The organism is Clostridium frigidicarnis, from assembly GCF_900111985.1.
Lineage (GTDB): Bacteria > Bacillota > Clostridia > Clostridiales > Clostridiaceae > Clostridium_Z > Clostridium_Z frigidicarnis.
The window spans coordinates 1-20,781 of record NZ_FOKI01000033.1; the positions used below are offsets into that span (position 1 = coordinate 1).

At 28.5% G+C, this 20,781-nt stretch carries 18 protein-coding genes and 1 other annotated feature; of the genes, 16 read left to right on the forward strand and 2 right to left on the reverse strand.

Annotated elements, in window-relative coordinates; genetic code table 11:
- Nucleotides 1–116 precede the first annotated feature (116 nt).
- The 16 genes from BM119_RS20615 to BM119_RS15360 all read left to right on the forward strand — a co-directional run bounded on the left by BM119_RS20615 (nt 117) and on the right by BM119_RS15360 (nt 18,387).
- Nucleotides 117–1,627, forward strand: a protein-coding gene (locus tag BM119_RS20615; RefSeq protein ID WP_423231001.1) for an IS3 family transposase whose coding sequence is annotated in 2 segments (ribosomal slippage) — nt 117–729 and nt 729–1,627 — 1,512 coding nt in all. Because the reading frame shifts where the segments join, the coding sequence is not laid out codon by codon here.
- A gap of 261 nt (nt 1,628–1,888) precedes the next feature.
- Nucleotides 1,889–2,275, forward strand: coding sequence for a nucleotidyltransferase domain-containing protein (locus tag BM119_RS15290; protein WP_242948445.1), 387 nt, complete (start codon nt 1,889–1,891; stop codon nt 2,273–2,275).
- A gap of 53 nt (nt 2,276–2,328) precedes the next feature.
- The gene (gene budA / locus BM119_RS15295) at nt 2,329–3,045 is read left to right on the forward strand and encodes an acetolactate decarboxylase (protein ID WP_090042602.1); all 717 of its coding nucleotides are present in this window, start codon (nt 2,329–2,331) and stop codon (nt 3,043–3,045) included.
- A gap of 132 nt (nt 3,046–3,177) precedes the next feature.
- Complete coding sequence (locus BM119_RS15300) at nt 3,178–3,372, forward strand: YwbE family protein (protein WP_090042603.1); 195 nt, start codon at nt 3,178–3,180, stop codon at nt 3,370–3,372.
- A 241-nt stretch (nt 3,373–3,613) separates the two neighbouring features.
- Nucleotides 3,614–5,074, forward strand: a complete 1,461-nt coding sequence (locus BM119_RS15305) for an NAD(P)/FAD-dependent oxidoreductase (protein WP_090042604.1) — start codon at nt 3,614–3,616, stop codon at nt 5,072–5,074.
- A 193-nt stretch (nt 5,075–5,267) separates the two neighbouring features.
- Nucleotides 5,268–5,627, forward strand: coding sequence for a YxeA family protein (locus tag BM119_RS15310; protein ID WP_090042605.1), 360 nt, complete (start codon nt 5,268–5,270; stop codon nt 5,625–5,627).
- A 675-nt stretch (nt 5,628–6,302) separates the two neighbouring features.
- Nucleotides 6,303–7,088 (forward strand): flagellar motor stator protein MotA, encoded by a 786-nt coding sequence (gene motA / locus BM119_RS15315; RefSeq protein ID WP_090042606.1) that lies wholly within the window; start codon nt 6,303–6,305, stop codon nt 7,086–7,088.
- Nucleotides 7,089–7,105: 17 nt separating this feature from the next.
- Nucleotides 7,106–7,846: an OmpA/MotB family protein gene (locus tag BM119_RS15320; protein ID WP_090042607.1), complete on the forward strand. Its 741-nt coding sequence runs from the start codon at nt 7,106–7,108 to the stop codon at nt 7,844–7,846.
- Between the two features lie 377 nt (nt 7,847–8,223).
- Nucleotides 8,224–9,849, forward strand: coding sequence for a carbon starvation CstA family protein (locus BM119_RS15325; RefSeq protein WP_090042608.1), 1,626 nt, complete (start codon nt 8,224–8,226; stop codon nt 9,847–9,849).
- 73 nt (nt 9,850–9,922) lie between these two features.
- Complete coding sequence (locus tag BM119_RS15330; protein WP_090042609.1) at nt 9,923–10,414, forward strand: DUF8052 family protein; 492 nt, start codon at nt 9,923–9,925, stop codon at nt 10,412–10,414.
- Between the two features lie 112 nt (nt 10,415–10,526).
- Nucleotides 10,527–10,789, forward strand: a binding site (T-box leader).
- Between the two features lie 149 nt (nt 10,790–10,938).
- Nucleotides 10,939–12,285: a branched-chain amino acid transport system II carrier protein gene (brnQ, locus tag BM119_RS15335; protein WP_090042610.1), complete on the forward strand. Its 1,347-nt coding sequence runs from the start codon at nt 10,939–10,941 to the stop codon at nt 12,283–12,285.
- Nucleotides 12,286–13,149: 864 nt separating this feature from the next.
- Entirely contained in the window at nt 13,150–13,692 is a 543-nt protein-coding gene (locus BM119_RS15340) for a GNAT family N-acetyltransferase (protein ID WP_090042611.1), read from the forward strand.
- 87 nt (nt 13,693–13,779) lie between these two features.
- Entirely contained in the window at nt 13,780–14,703 is a 924-nt protein-coding gene (locus BM119_RS15345) for an ABC transporter ATP-binding protein (RefSeq protein ID WP_090042612.1), read from the forward strand.
- A complete protein-coding gene (locus BM119_RS15350) occupies nt 14,704–15,501 on the forward strand; it encodes a hypothetical protein (protein ID WP_090042613.1) in 798 nt (265 codons plus the stop codon). It begins immediately after the preceding gene.
- 432 nt (nt 15,502–15,933) lie between these two features.
- Nucleotides 15,934–17,955: a PEP/pyruvate-binding domain-containing protein gene (locus BM119_RS15355; RefSeq protein ID WP_177199452.1), complete on the forward strand. Its 2,022-nt coding sequence runs from the start codon at nt 15,934–15,936 to the stop codon at nt 17,953–17,955.
- A gap of 39 nt (nt 17,956–17,994) precedes the next feature.
- Nucleotides 17,995–18,387 (forward strand): PEP-utilizing enzyme, encoded by a 393-nt coding sequence (locus BM119_RS15360; protein WP_090042615.1) that lies wholly within the window; start codon nt 17,995–17,997, stop codon nt 18,385–18,387.
- 200 nt (nt 18,388–18,587) lie between these two features.
- On the opposite strand, the gene BM119_RS15365 is transcribed toward BM119_RS15360, so the two are convergent.
- Entirely contained in the window at nt 18,588–19,316 is a 729-nt protein-coding gene (locus tag BM119_RS15365) for a LytR/AlgR family response regulator transcription factor (protein WP_090042616.1), read from the reverse strand.
- 17 nt (nt 19,317–19,333) lie between these two features.
- Entirely contained in the window at nt 19,334–20,641 is a 1,308-nt protein-coding gene (locus BM119_RS15370) for a sensor histidine kinase (RefSeq protein WP_090042617.1), read from the reverse strand.
- Between the last annotated feature and the right edge of the window lie 140 nt (nt 20,642–20,781).

Here is a 20,781-nt window from a genome sequence, read left to right on the forward strand (position 1 = left end):
TGATATGCTCCCCTTAAAGTAGACAGATTAAAAAATAAAAATCTGTTGCTGGAAAGGGGAGTATTTTTTTGTCCGGAAGAACTAAATATACAGCAGAGGAAAAGTACGAAATTTTAATGGATTATGAGAGTGGAACTAGCTCAATACAAGAACTCTGCATTAATTACAGTATTAGTACCTATGCTTTTTATAAGTGGAGATACAACTACGAGAAGTATGGAGTAGATGGATTGAGAGAGTCAAAAACTTACAAGAAATATTCAAGAGAACTAAAGGAACAAGTTGTTCTTGAATATCTATCTGGAAAATATTCACAAAGAGAACTTGTGAATAAATATGGATTAACAGATAAATCAGTGTTGAAAAGATGGATAAACAATTATAATAGTCATAGAGAAGTAACGGCAATACCGAAAGGAATGAGAAAATCTATGGCAAAAGGAAGAAGTACGTCTTTTAGAGAAAGAATTGAAATTGTACAGTACTGTATTGATCATAAAAATAACTATCAGCATACTGCTGAGACGCATAATGTTTCTTATCAGCAAGTATATCAATGGGTTAAAAAATATGAATTTGGTGGAGAAAATGCACTTCAGGATAGACGTGGTAAGAAGAATGAAACTGAGCTTACACCCGAAGAGAAAATAAAACTTGAAATGAAAAGGCTTGAGGCTGAAAATGAAAAATTAAGGGCGGAGAATGCATTCCTAAAAAAATTGGAGGGACTAGAAAGGAGGCGGTATTAAGCCGTATAAGACAAGAAAATAAGTATATTGCAATTTCAATGCTCCATGAAAAAGAGAAGTTCTCTGTATCTTTATTATGCGAAATAGCAATGATTCCACGCTCTTCATACTATAAGTGGACAAAGCGTGAAAAAAGCGTTCAAGAGACTGAAAACACGATGTTAACTGCAGAAATTGTTAAAATCTATGATGAAGTAGATGGTATCTATGGTTATCGAAGAATGACTTTGAACTTAAATCATAGGCTAAATAAAAACTTTAACCATAAACGCATCTATCGACTTATGAGACTGGCATCGTTACAATCTGTAATTCGCAGAAAGAAGAAACGTTATGTCAAGTCTGCTCCGCAGCAGGTAGCAGAAAATTTACTAAATCGTACGTTTTCAGCCGATAGGCTGAATCAGAAGTGGCTTACTGATGTTACTGAGTTAAAATACGGTAACTCTCAGAAGGCCTATTTAAGTGCCATTTTTGATCTATATGACAACTCTATTGTCGCATATGTTCTTGACCATTCTAACAATAATGATCTTGTTTTTAGTAACTTAGACCTAGCCTTATCGGCTAATCCGGGCGCAAGCCCTATGCTTCATAGCGATCGTGGTTTTCAATATACATCTTATGGTTTTAAGCGTAAGCTAGATGAAGCTCAAATGACACAAAGTATGTCACGTGTGGGCAAATGTATTGACAATGGACCAATGGAGGCTTTTTGGGGTACTCTTAAATGTGAAAGGTACTATTTGCATAAATATCATACATATGAAGAACTGACTAATGCAATCAATGAATATATTATCTTCTATAATACTAAAAGACTTCAAAAAAGATTAAACGGCCTAAGCCCATTGGAATTTAGGGCTTTAGCCGCTTAAGTAGTTTTTATTATTTCCACTGTCTACTTGACAGGGTGCAGTTCACTGATAGTTTGAGGGGATTTTTTATTATGCCTGTAGATAATATAATAAGATTTAAGATTGAAAAAGTACTAGCTTTTGTTTAACATTTATATGAAGTAGGATATAATAAAACTAACAAATTAGGTAGTTTAAAGAGAAGAGAAAAAGTTAAAAAGTTCACAATAGAATAATTGGATTAAAGAATTTTAAATGAAAATTAAAAGTGAGGTGTATTTTGTGAAAAAATTAAAAGACTTACAAATAAAAGTGATAGATAATATAATATCCCTTGCTATATTTGGAAGTTACGGCACTGAATATTGGAGAGAAAATAGTAGTGATATTGATATATTAGTTCTAATGAAAAAAAGAAATGATGTAATGGATGAATTTGATTTAGAGGATGAGTTAATACCTATTTTCCAAGAATATTTTAGCTATGATAAAATACATTTAACATTTATGAATATGAGAGATTTTGATACAGTTTTTGCAAGACAGTATTTAGATAGTGAGTATAAGCTTATAATTGATGAATTAAAAGAAATTGATTTTAGATTATATGTATTTCTTGAAATAACTAATGATAAAGTTAAGTTAGAAATTTTAGAGAATGAAAAATAAGTTTTATCTAAAGTGAATTTAATTGACTTTAGAGTGTGGGGGGGAAAATAAAAATGAATAAATTATATCAAGCATCTACTTTAAATGCTTTGATCCTAGGAAACTTTCAAGGGGTTACAACTGTAGGTGAACTTTTAGCTAAAGGAAGTTATGGCATTGGAACCTTTGAAGGGTTAGATGGCGAACTGATTGCATTAGATGGAAAAGTGTATAACGGAAAAGGAAATGGAAGTATACAAGAATATGGCAAAGATGAAAAATCTGCTTTTGCTGTAATGTACAACATAAGTGACAATGCAAAAGATTATTCTTTTCAAAATATAATTAACTTTGAGCATCTAAAAGAAAATCTTAATAGAGTTATTAATGAGGATTATAAAAATAAAAATGTATTTTATGTATTAAAAGCAGAAGTAACATTAAATTCCGTTAAAGTTCGTAGTTTTTATAAGCAGGAAAAACCATATAAAACATTACCTCAATTAGTATCAAGTCAAACAGAATATACATATGAAAATTGTAAAGGATATTTTGTTGGAGTATGGTGCCCTATATATGTAGAGGGTCTAAATATGCCAGGATGGCACCTTCATTTCTTATCACATGATAAAACTAAGGGGGGTCATATGTTAGAAGTAGATATTAAAGAAGCAAAGATTACAATTGAAGATAAAACTGATTTTGAAATGGTGTTACCTACAAATGAAGAATTTAAGTCCATTAATTTAAATTCTGATTTAAGAAAAGATACAGAAAAAGTTGAAGGATAACTTTGTAAGAATTTTAGATAGCTAATCACCAAGTAGTGTTTTATTTGTTGTGATATTCAGTTTAAAGGTATATAGTTATTTAAGGCATATGTAGTTATGCTATATTTATAAGCAAAGAAAGAGGAAACTAACATGGATGGAACTAAACGAGAAAATATAAAGCCTGGTACAAAAGTCATGGTTGTTCAAAAACAAGATCAGCGTTCAGGAAAATTAACAGAAGGTGTTGTTAAAAGGATTCTTACAAACTCACATATTCACCCACGTGGCATTAAAGTTATGCTTGAGAGTGGAATAGTCGGTAGAGTTCAGCAAGTATTGAATTAAATATTTAAGTAAACATCGGACAAAAAGCATTCAATCTTATGTAGGTTGAGTGCTTTTTTGCAATTAAAATTGGAAAGTATAATAATGAGAATAAGCATAGATCTCTTTAAAATATTATAAATTATACTTTTATTTTTTTGATTTAAGTTGTAAAATAGTATTAAGTCAATAATAAAAAATATTAAAAGATATTAATTATCGAGAATGCTGAATTTAAATATAAAATTAAGAGGGTGAGATTATGTATGATGTAAGTATTATAGGTGCAGGAGTAGTTGGAACAGCTATTGCTAGAGAGTTATCAAAATATAATTTAAATGTATGTCTTATAGAAAAAGAGGAAGATGTTGCAACAGGAGCCTCAAAGGCAAATAGTGGTATTGTTCATGGTGGATATGTAGCTAAATATGGAACTTTAAAAGGTGAATTGTGTATAAAAGGAAACAGTATGTACGGTGAGCTTGAAAAAGAGCTTAACTTTGGATATAGAAATCCAGGTGCATTAGTAATAGGTTTCAATGAAGAAGATGAAAAGAGAATAAAAGGATTATATGAAAACGGTATAAAGGTAGGGTGTAATGATTTAGAGATAATATATGGGGATAAAATAAAGGAATTAGAACCTCATATAAACAAAGATGTTACTGTTGCATTACATGCTAGAAGTGTTGGAGTAGCTTCTCCTTATGAGATGACTATAGCACTTGCTGAAAATGCAATAGAAAATGGAGTAGATTTAAAATTAGAAACAAAGGTATTAGGCATAGAGAAAAAACAGAGTACCTTTGAAATAAATACTAATAATGGACAAATAGAGAGTAAGTATATTATAAATGCTGCTGGACTATATAGTGATAAAATAGCTAGTATGGTGGGAATAAACGATTTCAAGATATTACCAAGAAGGGGACAGTATGTACTTTCTACAAAAGATCAAGGTTATCTTGTAAATAGAGTTATATTCCAAGTTCCTACAGAAAAAGGTAAGGGTATATTAGTTACTACTACTTATCACGGCAATTTTATGATAGGGCCTGATGCTGAAGACATAGATAATAAAGAAAATATAGGAACAGACATAGAAAGTATTGGATATATAATAGAAACAGCTAGAAAATCCATACAAGATTTTGATGTAAGAAAATCTTTAACTACTTTTGCAGGAGTAAGAGCAGTTAGTAATACAGGAGATTTTGTAATAGGAGAAAGTAAGGTTAAGGGATTTATAAATGCAGCAGGTATAGATTCTCCGGGACTTACATCTTCTCCAGCTATAGCTGAAAGAATAGTTGAGATTATTAAAGAATCTGGATTAGAGTTAATTAAAAATGAAAAATTTAATCCTTATAGAAAACCTATAATTATTAAAAAGGATAAGTCTTTTAGTGGAAAGATAGATGACGAAGATCCAAAGAAAAACATAATATGTAGATGTGAAAGTGTAACAGAAGCAGAAATAATAGATGCAATGCACAGAGGAATTCCAATAAAATCTACAGATGCTATAAAAAGACGTACAAGGGCAGGAATGGGGTTTTGTCAGGGTAATTTCTGTAGACCAAGAATAAAAGCTATAATATCAAGAGAGATGAATATTCCTGTAGAAGAGATTACTGTAAGGGGTAAAGCTGCAGGAGAACCTCCTGAAAGAGTAAATATTAATCTTATTAGAAAATGCAATAAGGCACATGAGAGAAAATAACATGAAAACTTTTTAAATATATGGATCAATTATGGATGGAAGTGAAACTTAGAATCTAACTTACGAAAATGTAATATTTATTATATAAAAATGTAAGACAATTAAATGTATTTAATCTTAAAAACTCCTTATACTTAGATTAACAAGTAAAAGCAATATATAAGTTTTAATATTTAACTAGGGAGGAATAAAGATGAAGAAATATTTGTCAGCAGTATTACTTATTTTCACTTTTTCAGTTGTGTTAGCAGGATGTGCAGGAAAAGAGGTATATGATAATCTCTATAATAACTTAAATACATCTAAGTGTTATGTACAAATATCAGATTCAACTGAAAATAAGAAAGATGGGGAAACTTTTTATGACTATAATTTAACTGGATATGATAAAAAGGGTAATGCTAAAGAGATTAAATTAAGTGAGCGTAAAAAATTACGTAAAGATGCTTATTTATGTGTCAAATTAAAAAATGATGGTGAAGCAATGAGCTGGGAAGAAGTGAAGCAAGAAGATTTACCTGAAAAAGTAAAAGAAAAGTTTGAGATAAAGTAATAAAATAGAAAATGAAAGTAATTTTATGATTATTAAATAGCATTAATTATAATTTAGTGTGAATTTTACATAATAAGAGCACTCGTTTAACGGGTGCTCTTATTATGCGTCAAGGAGGGACATCTAAAAAGCTAATATATTAAGATTCGTATTTTTGTCTAAGAAAATATTATTTCTAAAATTGAATCCTATTTAAATTCTTTGATGTTTTTAGAAAAAGTATGTAAATATGGAGAAACTAAAAGCTCATATAGTATAAAGAGTATAGCAGTTTAATCGAATATATTAATATGAGTTTTTTTGAAGTTACATATATAGTGTTTTGGAAAATCTCACAATAAGTTATTTCAAGCGTTTTGCAAAAAAAGGTGAGTGATATACAAAAAGATGTTTTGTATATTTTTGTAAGGATAGAGAGTGGTAAAAGAAGTATTATCATTAACTAAATTCAAAATTACAAAGGGTTATAAATTACAAAGATATAAGTAATATGATAAATGAATGTGTATGCGGAGGTTGGTAAGTAGTCGATAAGATGTTTCTGTAATTTGTTCGAATATAACATAAAAGTGTAAAAACCATGTGCTAAATTGAAGGGAATGGAATGCTATTTTAAATTTAGTTTTCTATATTTTCAATAATAAAAAAGATACAAAAGATCGGGGAGGATAAAAAATGGATATTTTTCTAGTCATAGGTGTTATAACGGGGCTTTTAGCAGTTGTCATAGGGATGATGGTAAAGGGGGCAAATGTTGCAGTATTATTGAATCCTGCTGCAGCCATTATAATTCTTATAGGAACTACGGCAGCAGTAATGAATTCTTTCCCAAAGAATGAATTTCTTAAGATACCTAAAATTTTGGGAGCGCTTTTTAAAGAAAAGCAAAAAGAAGATAAAGGGTCTATTATAATGCAAATTGTAGAAATGTCAAAAACATCTAGAAAGAATGGCTTATTGTCACTTGAAAAGGCCATAGAAAGTATACCAAACAAATTCATGAAAAAAGGTCTGGGAATGGTAGTTGACGGTACAGAACCAGATACTATAAGAGAAATCCTAGAGATAGAAATTGATGGTATGGAAGAAAGACACCGTCTTGGTGCTATGATTTTTACAACTGCAGGGGGCGCTGCACCAACCCTTGGAGTTTTAGGAGCGGTTGTTGGGCTGATTGGTGCACTTGGAAATTTAAATGATATTGAAAAACTTGGGCATATGATAGCTGGAGCATTCGTAGCAACTCTTTATGGTATTTTCTTTGGATATGTAGTATGCCATCCTTTTGCATCTAGACTTAAAAGAAAATCTCATCAAGAAATAGGTTCTATGTATCTTATACTTGAAGGTATTTTAGCTATTCAAGCAGGGGCGAACCCAAAGAGTATTCAAGAAAAACTTATAGGTATGCTAGAACCAGATGAAAGAATAACAATAGAGGCAGAAACTGCTGAAAGATAACTTAAAGGAGAATAAGAATGAAGAAGAAAAAAGAACATCATGAAGAGCATGTTGATGAAACATGGCTTATTCCTTATGCAGATATGCTTACACTTCTCTTAGCACTCTTTATTGTTATGTTTGCCATGAGTAAGGTAGATACAGAAAAAATGGCAAGAGCAAGTCAGGAGTTTAATTCTATTTTTATGGGAGGAAGTACTGTGCTAGAAAGAGGCGGAAGTGGAAGTGCTTCAGTAGATAATGCTGGTGTTTCACTTACTCCTAGTAATAGTGCAATTGAAGATGAAAAGATGAATGAAATTAAGGCAAAGTTGGACAAGGAAATTGAAAATAACGGATATGCTGACAAGGTTAAAGTAGGACTTGATGATAACGGTCTAGAAATTGACATACAAGATGTGGTGCTGTTCAATTCAGGTGATGCAGAGGTATTAAAACAGGTATCACCATTATTAACGCAAATTTCTAAAATGCTTAATGGATTAGATAATAATGTTAAGGTTACAGGACATACAGATAATCAGCCTATTAGTAACTCAAAATTCCGTTCTAACTGGGATTTAAGTGCAATCCGTGCTATAAATGTAATGAATTTTCTCAGTAATGCAGGTGGAATTCCAGCAAATAAGTTATCAATCCAAGCTTATGGAGAGTATATGCCTAAATTTGATAATGTTACAGAGGAAGGTAGAGCAAAAAATAGAAGAGTGGAAATTTCTATAGTTCGTAAGTATCCATCACCACAAGATGCAAAATAGAACTAATCTTTATTCAGGTCATAGCTATTAAATAAATTAATAATGTTGAAAGCAAAAATTAGTAAGGGCATACTTCTATGGCTTATTTAATTAATATAGACAATTTATAAAGATGATAAACTACCAATTATAGAGGAGTTTTTAAATTAGCTTATTTTATAGTAAGCTAATTTTTTTGTTTAAGGAAATAAAAGTGTTTATGTAAAAATTAATCTACTTAAGTTTTTCATGCAATTGTTTTGTGACTTACATAGATTTGTATAGTACTAATTATAATTTAATATAGTTTCTATAATCATATTCTCCTTAATGTTAAATATATTTATTAATGAGGTGGAAAACACATAAAGTAAATTTATTGAAGGGGGTAATGTTATATGAGTGCTATAGTATTATTAGTAGGAGCCGTGGTGATTTTTATTGTTGCATATTTGACATATGGTTCATGGCTAGCCAAAAAGTGGGGGATAGATTTAAAGAGAGAAACACCTGCACATACTAAATTTGACAATGTAGACTATGTTCCAGCAGATGCAAGAATTTTACTTGGGCATCACTTTTCATCAATTGCAGGGGCAGGACCTATAACAGGACCGATTGTTGCATCTGTTTTTGGGTGGTTACCAGTTTATCTATGGATACTTTTGGGAAGTATTTTTGTTGGTGGGGTTCATGATTTTGGAGCATTATTTGCATCAATAAGACATGATGGAAAAAGCATTGGAGAAATAATACACAAAACACTAGGTAAAAAAGGAAAATTACTTTTCAACATTTTTGCATGGGCAACATTGACATTAGTTGTTGCTGCATTTACAGATATATGTGCAGGTTCATTTGCTTATAATGCACAAGATCCAACTAATTTAGCAGGGGCACAAGCTGGTACAGCATCAATGTTATTTATAATATTAGCTGTTTGTTTTGGATTCTTTGTAAATAAAAAGGGAAAAAGTGTAGGCTCATCTACAGTAATAGGGGTAACAGCGCTATTTTTATGCATATGGATAGGATATATATTTCCAGTAATAAAATTGTCTAAGGGTTTATGGATGGTAGTGTTAATAATTTATATAGCGGCAGCATCTATATTGCCAGTTTGGATATTATTACAACCAAGAGATTATCTATGCTCATTTTTACTTTATTCTATGTTGGTTTTGGGAATTGTAGGAATTTTATTTAGCAAACCGAATATGCAAATACCTGCATTTCAAGGATTTATAAATTCTAGTGGGGAAACATTGTTCCCATTTTTATTTGTAACAGTTGCTTGTGGTGCAGTGTCAGGATTCCATTCATTAATAGGTTCAGGTACATCTTCTAAGCAAATAAACAAGGAAGGTGATGCAAAACTTATAGGATATGGAGCTATGTTGATAGAAGGAATAGTTGCAGTAGTTGCATTAATTGCAGTAGGTGCATTTGCTAAATCAGAGGGAGCACCAGCTACAGTCTTTGCAAATGGTATAGCTAATTTTATGAATAGCTTTGGAGTGCCAATTGAAATTGGTAGAGTATTTATATTATTAACATTTTCAGCATTTGCTTTAACAAGTTTAGATTCAGCAACAAGAATTGGAAGATATATTTTCCAAGAAACCTTCTCAGAATCTAAAGGGAAGGTTAAAGAGATATGCACAAATAAATGGTTTGCAACATTGATTACGATAGCAGTGTCAGGTGGACTTACATTATACGGATATAATAAAATATGGCCAATATTTGGTGCTGCAAATCAATTGTTAGCGGCATTAGCATTGCTAGCATTAAGTGCGTGGCTGTTAAAAATAGGAAGAAAATATGCCGTGGCTTTAATACCAATGGTATTTATGTTTATTGTAACAATAACAGCATTAGTAATTTTAATATATCAAAATCTGTTTACAGGTGGAAGTATAGTGCTAGGAATTTTAGGCTTGTTATTATTAATAGTTGCGGCTTTATTGTTAAGAGAGGCATATAATCAATTAATAAGAAATAGAAAATCAAAAACAGCATAGAAATATAAGCTAAATTGAGGGCAATGGAAAAGGGGAGGTTGCCCTCTGTTCTATCTTAAAAATGGGGGATTTAATGAATAAGAAAGAATATTTAAATAAATTAGAAAAGAAGTATGAAAATTACTTTAAGATATATAAGAATAAAAATGTTTTAGGGGAGAATATAGATTTAGTTGCCCATTATTATGAAGAGGCAGGTAGAACATTTATAACTCAAAAGGATATTATAGATAGGTTTGAAATTAATGAGTATTGTTTAGTAAAAACATTTGAAAAAATTGACAATAGTATATTTGAAAACTTTTGTGATTATGGTAAAAAACTTACTAAAGACTTGGTAAAACCACATTCTGAGCATAGAAGTAGTGTAATAACATTAGTAATGATAAGTGACAATCTACTAAAAGAAAACACATTAAAATTGCTTGGGAAATTTAAATACACAAAGTATTATAAGTTTTATTTTCATGGATTTAGCCAGGTTAAAGTTGTATTAGTTGATTTATTTAATAACAGAGTTTATTGTAGTAAAAATGCTAAATTATTAAAAAAAACATATAGTTAAGAAGAAAAGTGGATGTTAGAAGATTAAGTAAATTTTAATTTGATTTAAAATTTTGAAAAATAAGTCTTGACATGAAATGAATATGGGTATATTATAATAAACAATAATTAAAATAAATTCTATGAAGAGAAAAAGTAGGTATTATTTTTGTTCCACAGAGAGTTGGCATTTTGCTGTAAGCCAATGTTCAAGATATACCGAAAATCATCTCTGAGAAGCAAAGCTGAACTTAATTTTTGTAAGCTTTGACGGAGTCTTTCACCGTTAAAAGATAAGCGTATTGATAGGTACGTAACTAAGTGCTATAAAAGGTTTATTTGTTATAAGCTATTTTATAGAATTAGGGTGGTAACGCGGTTTATTCCCGTCCCTTGTTTTTTCAAGGGACGGTTTTTTTTATGTATTTATATGTAAAGGTGGCGATAGTATGGACAATGAAGATGGTATTATTAGTAAACAAAAGGAATGTTTAAAAAATCATTATGTATTTTAATTGCAAAATATGAACAAGGGGGACATTTAAAATGAAAAAATTATCAAAAAAAGATTTGTTATTTATAGGATTAATGCTTTTTTCACTATTCTTTGGAGCAGGAAATTTGATATTTCCTCCATTCTTAGGTCAATCAGCAGGTGAAAAAACTTGGATGGCAATGGGAGCCTTTTTTATAACAGCAGTAGGATTTCCAGTTTTAGGAGTAGTAGCAGTTGCTAAATCTGGTGGATTAACCAATTTAGCTAAAAGAGTTAATCCAGTGTTTGCAGTAGTTTTTACAGTTTTAATATATTTATCAATAGGACCCTGTTTAGGAATTCCAAGAGCAGGTAGTTTACCTTTTGAAATGGCAGTATCACCATATTTACCACAGAGTATATCAAAAAGCTTAGCATTATTAGCATATACATTTGTATTTTTTAGTGTGGCTTATTGGCTTTCACTATCTCCAGCCAAGTTAGTTGATCGTATGGGGAAGGTTTTAACACCAAGTTTGTTAGTTTTAATTTTGACAATGTTTCTAGGATCTTTATTTAAACCATTAGGTAACTATAGTATAGCAACAGGAGAATATTTAACGTCACCATTTGCTAAAGGATTTTTAGATGGATATTTAACAATGGACACAATAGCAGCTTTAAACTTTGGAATAGTTATTGCATTGGCAATAAAATCTAGAGGAATTAAAGATGAAAAAGTAGTAGTTTCAACATCAATAAAAGCTGGAGTAATAGCGGGAAGTTTACTAGTGCTTATTTATTCAATGCTTGCACATTTAGGAGCAACTAGTAGTGGAAAATTTGGAATAGCTGAAAATGGAGCACAGACTTTAACAAATGTTACAAGCTACATATTTGGAAAACCAGGGGCTTTATTATTAGCACTTATATTTACTCTAGCTTGCTTGACAACTAGTGTTGGTCTTATAACTTCATGTAGTCAATACTTTGGAACATTAACAAATAAAATATCGTATAAAAATTGGGTAAGAATACTATCTATTTCTAGTATGGTTCTTGCTAATATGGGATTAACAAAGATTCTTGCAATATCAGTACCAGTAGTAAATGCAATTTATCCAATATCAATAATGCTTATAGTACTTGCAATGTTAGATAGCTTATTTAAAGAAAGTTCAATAGTGTATTCCTTAACTATATTGTTTACAGGAGTTATAAGTGTTGTTGAGGCATTAGATCAAGTAGGCGTAAAATTAGGTGTTGTTACAAATTTATTAAGTAGGTTACCTCTCTATGAAAAAGGTTTAGGGTGGGTACTGCCAGCAGTATTGGGAATGATATTAGGTTTAGGATTTAAGGTTATAAAAGAAAAAGTGGTAGATATTGAAGTAGGTAAGAATGTTAATGTGGAGTAGTGATAATATTTTTAATATACAAAATATTAAAAATAATTTTATGTGTTTATCTAGTTTAAATATGTACTAGTTAATTTATTTGATACTAGTAAAAATATATATTTAAAAATAAAAAACCTTTATAAGGAAGAAAGATATTTATCAGCAGTATTATCTATTTTTACTTTGGCTATTGGGATATCAGGATATGGACAAATTAAATTAAAAAAATTCAAGAAGAGTTATATGAAAGAACATTAGTAGAATTATGATTTTAAATTAAATATAGTGCAATTTTGAAAGTATTAATTACCTTAAATAGTAGTTAGTACTTTTATTTTTTTATAGAGTGTAGGTGGTGAGACATTCTGTTATGATAATATTACATTTGTCATGGTGAAAAGGTGATTTTTCTAACTAACTAGAGAATCACTTTTTTTATATAATAAAATTAGAAAGTATAAGAAAATTAATTAATTGAATATAGTGGACTTTTCTATAATAGAATGAATTTTCATTTAGTGGTGTTAGTTCAACCACATGAACGTTAGATGAGTTAGTCTAGAAGGGAAACCATCATATAAAGATAAACTGATAATACAGAATATTACAAAAAAAGTATATGTAAAAGGTGTATAATACAATTAGCATTTTTTATAAGTAAATATGGATTATATGTAGCTTATTCTAAGGCATTTAATAAAAGAAAATATAGATATATTTTCAGATATCAGAAAAAGGATAAGAAAATGATAAAATTCAGAATTCACTGAGTCAACTATATGTAAAGAATTAAAATAACAAATAAAATTTATGTATTGTATATAGGTATATAGATTAATAGAAGAACTCAGAACTAAAAATATAAGGCTAGGGGGAAATAAAATGTTAGAAACAAAAAGATTATTATTAAAATTTCACACTTTAGAAAATCTGGAGAAGATGAATAGGTGGAATAATGATTCCATTTTATCATATTATGATGATGACGGCCCAGAAGACTTTGAACCAATACCCATTGAAAATACTAAAAAATACATTGAGAGAATTATTAAAAATGATGATGATAGTATTATACGTTTTGGTATTCACAAAAAAGAAAACGATTCATTAATTGGTCTTTGTATGATAGCTTTTATTGATAATTATAACAAAAGCTGCAAATTTGGAATAACAATAGGGGAGAAAGATCAATGGGGAAAAGGTTATGGAAAAGAAGTTTTAAATGAGATTGTAAGATATTGCTTTAAAGAATTAGGTATGAATAGAATTGGAGCAGAAGTATACGCGTTCAATGAGCGTTCAATAAAAATGTTTGAAAAGATGGGATTTGTAAAAGAAGGTATTATAAGACAAGCTGTTTATAAAAAGAATAAATTTGAAGATGAATATATATATGGTTTACTAAAAAGCGAATGGAAGAAATAATTAATTAAGTGAATAAACTCGGTTTCAAACTAATGTAAAAATATGTAACTACATATGTGAAGAATAAAAAAATAAGGAGGCGTTAGTTTGAAAGCTATAGAAGTTAAGAATTTAGTTAAGAGTTATGGAAAGGTTAAAGCTGTAGATGATATTTCTTTTTCAATAGAAAAGGGGAAAATATGTGGAATACTTGGACCTAATGGTTCAGGTAAAACCACAACTATTAAAAGCATATGTAATTTAATAATTCCTGATAAAGGAACAATTAATTTATTAAGAAAAGATAATAAAAAAGCTGTAAACCATATATCAGCACTATTTGAGGGCACTCGAAATCTTTATTGGAGATTGACTCCAAGAGAAAATTTGCGTTACTTTGCAGGTATAAGGGGGTTAGGTGGTAGTAAGATAGAACATGATATAGATGTACTTTTAGATAGATTTAATTTAACAGATAAAAAGAATGTAATGGTCAATAATTTATCAAGAGGAATGCAACAGAAAGTTGCAATAGCTATGACTTTAATATGTGATACAGATATTGTATTGTTAGATGAACCTACCCTTGGACTAGATATTCAAAGTTTTATGGATATAAAGAATGTATTAGGAGATATAGCTTCTGATATGAATAAAACTGTATTATTAAGTACTCATAATATGAATTTAGTTGAAGATGTATGTAATGATGCTATTATATTAAACAAAGGGAAAATAGTTGCAAAAGATAGTGTGGAAAAACTTTTAAATATGTTTAAGACCATGACCTATGAAATTGTCTTATCACAAAATCTTTCAAGAGAAAACAAGATTTATTTATCAAGTTTAAGATATGATTTTTACTTTACTGACCACGATTCCCAAATAGAAATAGATATATTTGATTTAAATGATATATATACCATTATAGAAAAATTAAAGGTAAAAGACATTTTGATTAAGGAGATAAAGCAAAAGGATATTGACTTTGAGCGGGTTTATCTAAATCTTACTAGTGGGGAGGGAAAGTAATTGAGGAAAGTTTACTATCTATTTAAAGTATCTATGGAGAAATCTATAATAGAATTAATAAGATACAAATTTAACACGATTTCAGATATTTTAAGCTTTTACGCATTATTTATTTCAATGTTTTTAGGTATTAAAATTTTTGGCAATAGTATGAATGTATCGGCATTTAATTTAGGTAACACTTTAGAAGGATTCGTAGTTGGATATTTTGTGTGGACAATTATGGTGTCAGCCTACTCAGATACATCCTATAGTATAATAAATGATGCCAGTAGAGGTACACTAGAGCAACTAAGCATGTCTAACTTAGGACTTCATAATATATTAATTGTTAGAAGTATCTGCAATTTATTTATGAATTTATTAATATCACTTGTCCTTCTTTTCATTATAATGTATACAACTGGGTATTGGATTCATATAAAAATATTCTCTATTTTAATTCCGATATTTATTGGTATATTCAGTATATTAGGCATAGGACTTATCTTTGGAGGATTGGCCCTTATATTTAAAAAAATACAATCTATATTAAATATAGTTCAATATTTTCTAATAGTATTACTTCTTCCACTACCTAATAGTTTTGGCAAAATCACATCTATTTTAATCCCATTTAGACCATCTAGTAAAATGATCTTTTCAACTATGTTAGAAGGTACGTCTTTTGCTGGATTTTCAATGTTTGACTATGGATTGATGATTGGAAATTCTATTATATATTTTGGAATAGGATTATTGATATTTAATTACTGTAGCAAACTAGCAAAAAGAAAAGGTGTGTTAGGACAGTATTAAATAATAAATCAGTGTGTTATACGCAAGATTTTTAAGGGGGGATTTATTACTTTTGATTGGATATAAATTATAAATATGTATTTATAAAGAAGATGATAAAGTTTTAAATATTACAAGGCTTTTATAATATTTAAAACTTTTATGGTATTACAAAAAATATTGGATTATTTGTGAGGAGGATATATAGAAAAGTAACGTGAAAAACAAAATAGATTTTTGATGTTGGTGAAAGTGGATTGATACTTTTGATATAAGGCACATTCAAAAAAATAATAAGTCAGTATGCTAGTCTATTTCGTGCCATACTGCGTCAGTAATATTAGCTAATAGCCTATAATATGAACTAATATAACTTCCTTGTTTAGCACGAAATATACATGGCATCTTTGACTTGTTATTTTCTTTCATGTGCCTAAGATGGGGGAGAATAAAGTGTTTAAAACAATAAGTGAATTGTCATTTAAGGATAAAGGAAAGTATGGTCAGAAGGCAAGTGCTTTGGGTGAACTAAAATCTAATGGATTTAAGGTTCCTGAGGGGTTTGCCATATCTAATGAAGTTTTTATGGAATACATGAGATATAATAAGATACCTTTTTCACTTGAGGAATGTTTGGCTAGAAGTGAAGAGATGAGTGAGAAAATTATTAATGGAAAATTTCCCATAGGTATAGAAAATAAGGTGAAAGAATTAGTTAATAATATCAATAAAAATAAATTAAATACAAAGTATGTGGTTAGGTCTTCTGCATCATGTGAAGATAATAAAGAACATAGTATGGCAGGAATGTTTAGTTCATTTATAGACCTAAATTCATTTAAAGATATATTAAGATTTATAAAAAAATGTTATGCTTCAGCGTTTAATGATAAGGTAGTAGCATATGTTATTAATAATAACTTAGATATTGAATCTTTAAAAATGGGAGTAGTGGTACAAGAGTTTATAATTGGAGAATATTCTGGTGTGAATTTTTCTGTTGACACAATTGATATGAAAGAGGATTATATGCATATCAATGTGGCTAAGGGTATTTGTGATGGTTTTGTTAGCGGGAAAACTGATTCAAACTTTTTTTCTATATATAAAAAAGATGGTTCAATAGTAGAAAGTAAGGTTCAAGATAATCATAAGACAATATCATTAGAAAATATTAAAAAATTGTATGAAATTACTTTGAATATAGAAAAATTTATGAAACAGAAAGTAGATATTGAATGGACTATAAATAAAAATATAATTTACATTCTTCAGACAAGACCAATTACTACATTTAAAATAAGAGAATTTCCTATAAGTTGGTGTAAAACAGGTGATGATAATTACACATGGTATTGTGAAAATAATGAGCCATTATTTCCACTAATGAACGAGATTAGCAAAAGGGAAGTACAGGCATTAAATAAGGATGCATATGATGTAGGGGATGAAAGTAGATACATGGATTTTATTATACAAAATGGGTATTCATATTATAGGAATATGGAAATGCTAAACAATGAAGAGAGGCAGAAAAAATTTAGAGCTCAATTAAACCAAATAACTAAAGAAGAAAAGAATATTTTTCAAGATATTATTTTTCCAAGTCTATTTGAGATGGCTAATGAGCTTGATTCATATGTAGAGGAAGATAAATCTCAGGAAAGTGTAAGTGATTTTTTAGAAAAAAGCTTAAAATACATGGAGTTTACTTCAGAAAATCATTTGAAATCTACATACGCATGTGAATATGTAAAAGAGTTTGAAATTTATTGCAAATATATTATTAAAGAATTAAGTCAGCAAGATTTTTATGACTTAGTATTTAATAAAAGTTTTTTAACTAAAGAAAGAGAGTATTACATGTTAATGGCTGAATTTATTAATTCAAATAATAAAATTAAAAGTTTATTTGAAAAAACCAGGTATAATGAAATTATTTATGAACATTTAAAAACTATTCCAGATGCAGGTAAGTTTTTAAAAGTAATGAATGATTATATAAAAGACTATGGAACAACACATCTTGAATGTGATATAATAAGTTCTTTCATAGAACCTACTATAATGGAGAAGCCAGCAAGAGTTTTAAAGTATATTAAAGGATTTATTGGAATTGAACAAAAGGTATATTTTGATTCCATTAAAAAAAGTCAAGAAAATAAGGAAAGGGTTAAAACTTTATTTCTAAAGAAACTTGATAAAGCTAAAGGTGAAGAGTTTTTAATAAAATTAAAGTTAGCTGAAATATCATATCTATCAAGAGATAATCATCATTATTACTTTGAACGAAAATCAAATGCATATTTAAGCTTAGCTATAACTGCTGCTTCAGAAATTTTGAAGAACAATAAAATAATTAATAAAAAAGAAGATATATATTTTTTAAAGTTTGACGAAATTAAGAAAGGTTTATTATATAATTCAGATTTTATTTCTTTAGTTGAGGAAAGAAAAGCTGAATATGAAAATTAAAAGAAATTACTTCCACCTGAATATATAGGAAAAGAACCATTGAAAGCATGTAGAGCAGATAATGATGAATCGGATAATAAAAATGTTGATTTAGATAATTGTAATTTTGATGTGTTAAGAGGAATATCAGGTTTGAGAAAAAAGGTTAAGGGGAAAGTATGTATTGGCATGCCTGAATTAATTAAAGAAAATAGTATACTGGTAATACCTTATACACGGTGTGGTGATATTTTTCCTGTACTAGATAAAGTAACAGGAGTAATAGTTGAACAAGGATCTCCTTTTGAACATTTAGGAATTATATTAAGAGAATTGAACATTCCATGTATTTATAATGTTAAGGATGCATGCACTTTATTAAAGGATGGACATAAAGTAGAGCTTGATGGGATAAAGGGTGAAATTATTATTATAAAGCCATTGTTAGATTAGGATACAGGATTATATTTTTAAACTAAAACTTATCATAATAAATAATATCTATAATTTTGTGTGATTAAAAATAACTTTATACTATATTGTTAGAAAAATAATATGGTATAAAGTTTATCTTAGGCACATTCAAAAAAATAACAAGTCAGTATGCTAGTATATTTGACTTGTTATTTTCTTTCATGTGCCTTATTAAATAATTATTCTATTAGTCCTTTTATTGCTCTAGTTGAAATTAGACATTCTTCTCCATTTATCATATAAGCAATTCTATTTTTTGTATCTATTTCTTTTATCTTATCTTTATTCACTATAAATGATTTATGACATCTATAAAAGCTATTATTATCAAGCTTGTCCTCAACTTCTTTCATACGTGCATAAAATTCTACTTGCCTATCTATAGCATGTATTATTATTTTATGTGTAGTTTTGGAAGTTTCAAAAAATAAAATTTTATTATATTCAATATTTATAAACTTATCATTAACTTTAATAGTAAAATTTTTTTGAATATCTGTTACCTTTAGTGAGTATTTGCTATTGGCATTTAGAATACATTGATGTACTCTTTCTTTTATATTATTGTAGTTATCTTTTATAATATAATCCATGGCTTCTACTTTATACATGAAAGTAAGATAACTCATTTCTGCATGGGTGGTTATAAATACAATAAAACCTCGAGGGTCATACTCACGTATTTTTTCTGCTAAATGTATACCATTTATATTAGATTTTAAATCTACATCTAAAAAATATAAACCTGATCCTGTATTATTCTTTAGATAGTCTATAACAGCATTAGGATTTTCTGTAGATAAGGCTATTGCCATATCAAAATTTTCAATGGTTATGATATTTTCAATTAGTTTGTTAAATCTCTCTCTTTGTTCATTGTTATCTTCACAAATAAATACTTTTAGCAATAGTATCTCCCCTTTTGTTATGTAAGTGATATTTCAATATTTTGAATGAATTCATCATCTTCTATAAATGTATCTAAGATAACATTATTATGATTTTCAATGATTTTTTTCAAATTACTAAGACCTAATCCACGATTTTCTCCTTTGGTAGAAAACCCTTTTTGAAATATTTTATATATAGGAGGTAAATCCTCAGAATAACTATTTATTATGGAAATAAGAACTGAGTTATTCTTATTTATAAAAGCAATTTTAAGAGAGGGTTGTCTACAATTTAAAGCCGCTTCAATAGCATTATCAATTAAAATACCTAAGGATCTACATAAATCTATAATATCCATGTTTATTTTTTCTATAGGTTCCATAATATCAATAAATACATCAATGCCTAATTCCTGAGCGCTTATAATCTTAGAAGACATTATACCTTTTACTTCCGGTAATTTTATATTTTTTAAAAGGCCTATTCTAAAGTTATTAGATTCAATTCCCTTACTTAAAGGCATAATATTATTATTGAAAAAAACTGAAAGTCCATCTATATCTTTACTTTCTATATATCCACCCATTGATGAAAGGATATTTATGTAATCATGCCTAAAAGTTCTCATATCCATATAAAGAGCCTCTAATTTTATTGTATATTCTTGTAAGCTTTCAAATTGACTTTGTCTATTTTTTATTTTTAATTCCTTAGTAATAATCATAACTAATATATACATTATTGACATTAAAAGCGTGAAATAAACGAAGAATAGTAACCCATTTAATTCTATAACTTCATTAGAGAATCCGTTATCATTTCCTAAAATTATATTTGCATAAAATATAATAAGGGTTAATAAAAAACTCATAACGATTAAGAATCCAAACTTTATTTTAAAATCTATGCTAAATATTTTTACTTTTCTATTTATTAGACGTCCTATTAACTTACTTATCATAAATATTATTAAGAAATCACTAACAACACTTACTGTATACATATAAGATCCTAGGTAACCTGGATCAGGATTTATTTTTAGAACATAGATTTTAATATAACTTAATATATAATCTCCAAGTACACTTATTAGAGTAGAAGCCAAGGGAACTATTATACTGATTATTACATTTCTATATTTTTTGTACAAAAAAATCATGGCAATAATATTTATTGGAATTATTGATAGAAATCGTAATTTAATATAAAATGGAAGCCCTATTAATTGAGTTAAAAGTATTACTGCCAATAGTTCTTTTTTATCAAATTTAAGGCAAATTAAATTTATTAATGATATGTATATAAATATAGTGGTGAGTAATGTACCAATAAAGTACTCCATATACAATCCTCCTATACTATAACCTTATTTTTCTACATTATATCACATAATCTATCTGATAAAAAAGCTTGTTTCAAGAGTTTGATTTTAGAATTATTACTTATTTGTAAATTTATAACTTAATAATTTTCAAAAAAATA

What these genes read in the sequence shown, in the direction of transcription:
- budA (WP_090042602.1), top strand. Translation starts at nt 2,329, where the DNA reads ATGAATAAATTATATCAAGCATCTACTTTAAATGCTTTGATCCTAGGA.
- BM119_RS15300 (WP_090042603.1), top strand. Translation starts at nt 3,178, where the DNA reads ATGGATGGAACTAAACGAGAAAATATAAAGCCTGGTACAAAAGTCATG.
- BM119_RS15305 (WP_090042604.1), top strand. Translation starts at nt 3,614, where the DNA reads ATGTATGATGTAAGTATTATAGGTGCAGGAGTAGTTGGAACAGCTATT.
- BM119_RS15310 (WP_090042605.1), top strand. Translation starts at nt 5,268, where the DNA reads ATGAAGAAATATTTGTCAGCAGTATTACTTATTTTCACTTTTTCAGTT.
- motA (WP_090042606.1), top strand. Translation starts at nt 6,303, where the DNA reads ATGGATATTTTTCTAGTCATAGGTGTTATAACGGGGCTTTTAGCAGTT.
- BM119_RS15320 (WP_090042607.1), top strand. Translation starts at nt 7,106, where the DNA reads ATGAAGAAGAAAAAAGAACATCATGAAGAGCATGTTGATGAAACATGG.
- BM119_RS15325 (WP_090042608.1), top strand. Translation starts at nt 8,224, where the DNA reads ATGAGTGCTATAGTATTATTAGTAGGAGCCGTGGTGATTTTTATTGTT.
- BM119_RS15330 (WP_090042609.1), top strand. Translation starts at nt 9,923, where the DNA reads ATGAATAAGAAAGAATATTTAAATAAATTAGAAAAGAAGTATGAAAAT.
- brnQ (WP_090042610.1), top strand. Translation starts at nt 10,939, where the DNA reads ATGAAAAAATTATCAAAAAAAGATTTGTTATTTATAGGATTAATGCTT.
- BM119_RS15340 (WP_090042611.1), top strand. Translation starts at nt 13,150, where the DNA reads ATGTTAGAAACAAAAAGATTATTATTAAAATTTCACACTTTAGAAAAT.
- BM119_RS15370 (WP_090042617.1), bottom strand. Translation starts at nt 20,641, where the DNA reads ATGGAGTACTTTATTGGTACATTACTCACCACTATATTTATATACATA.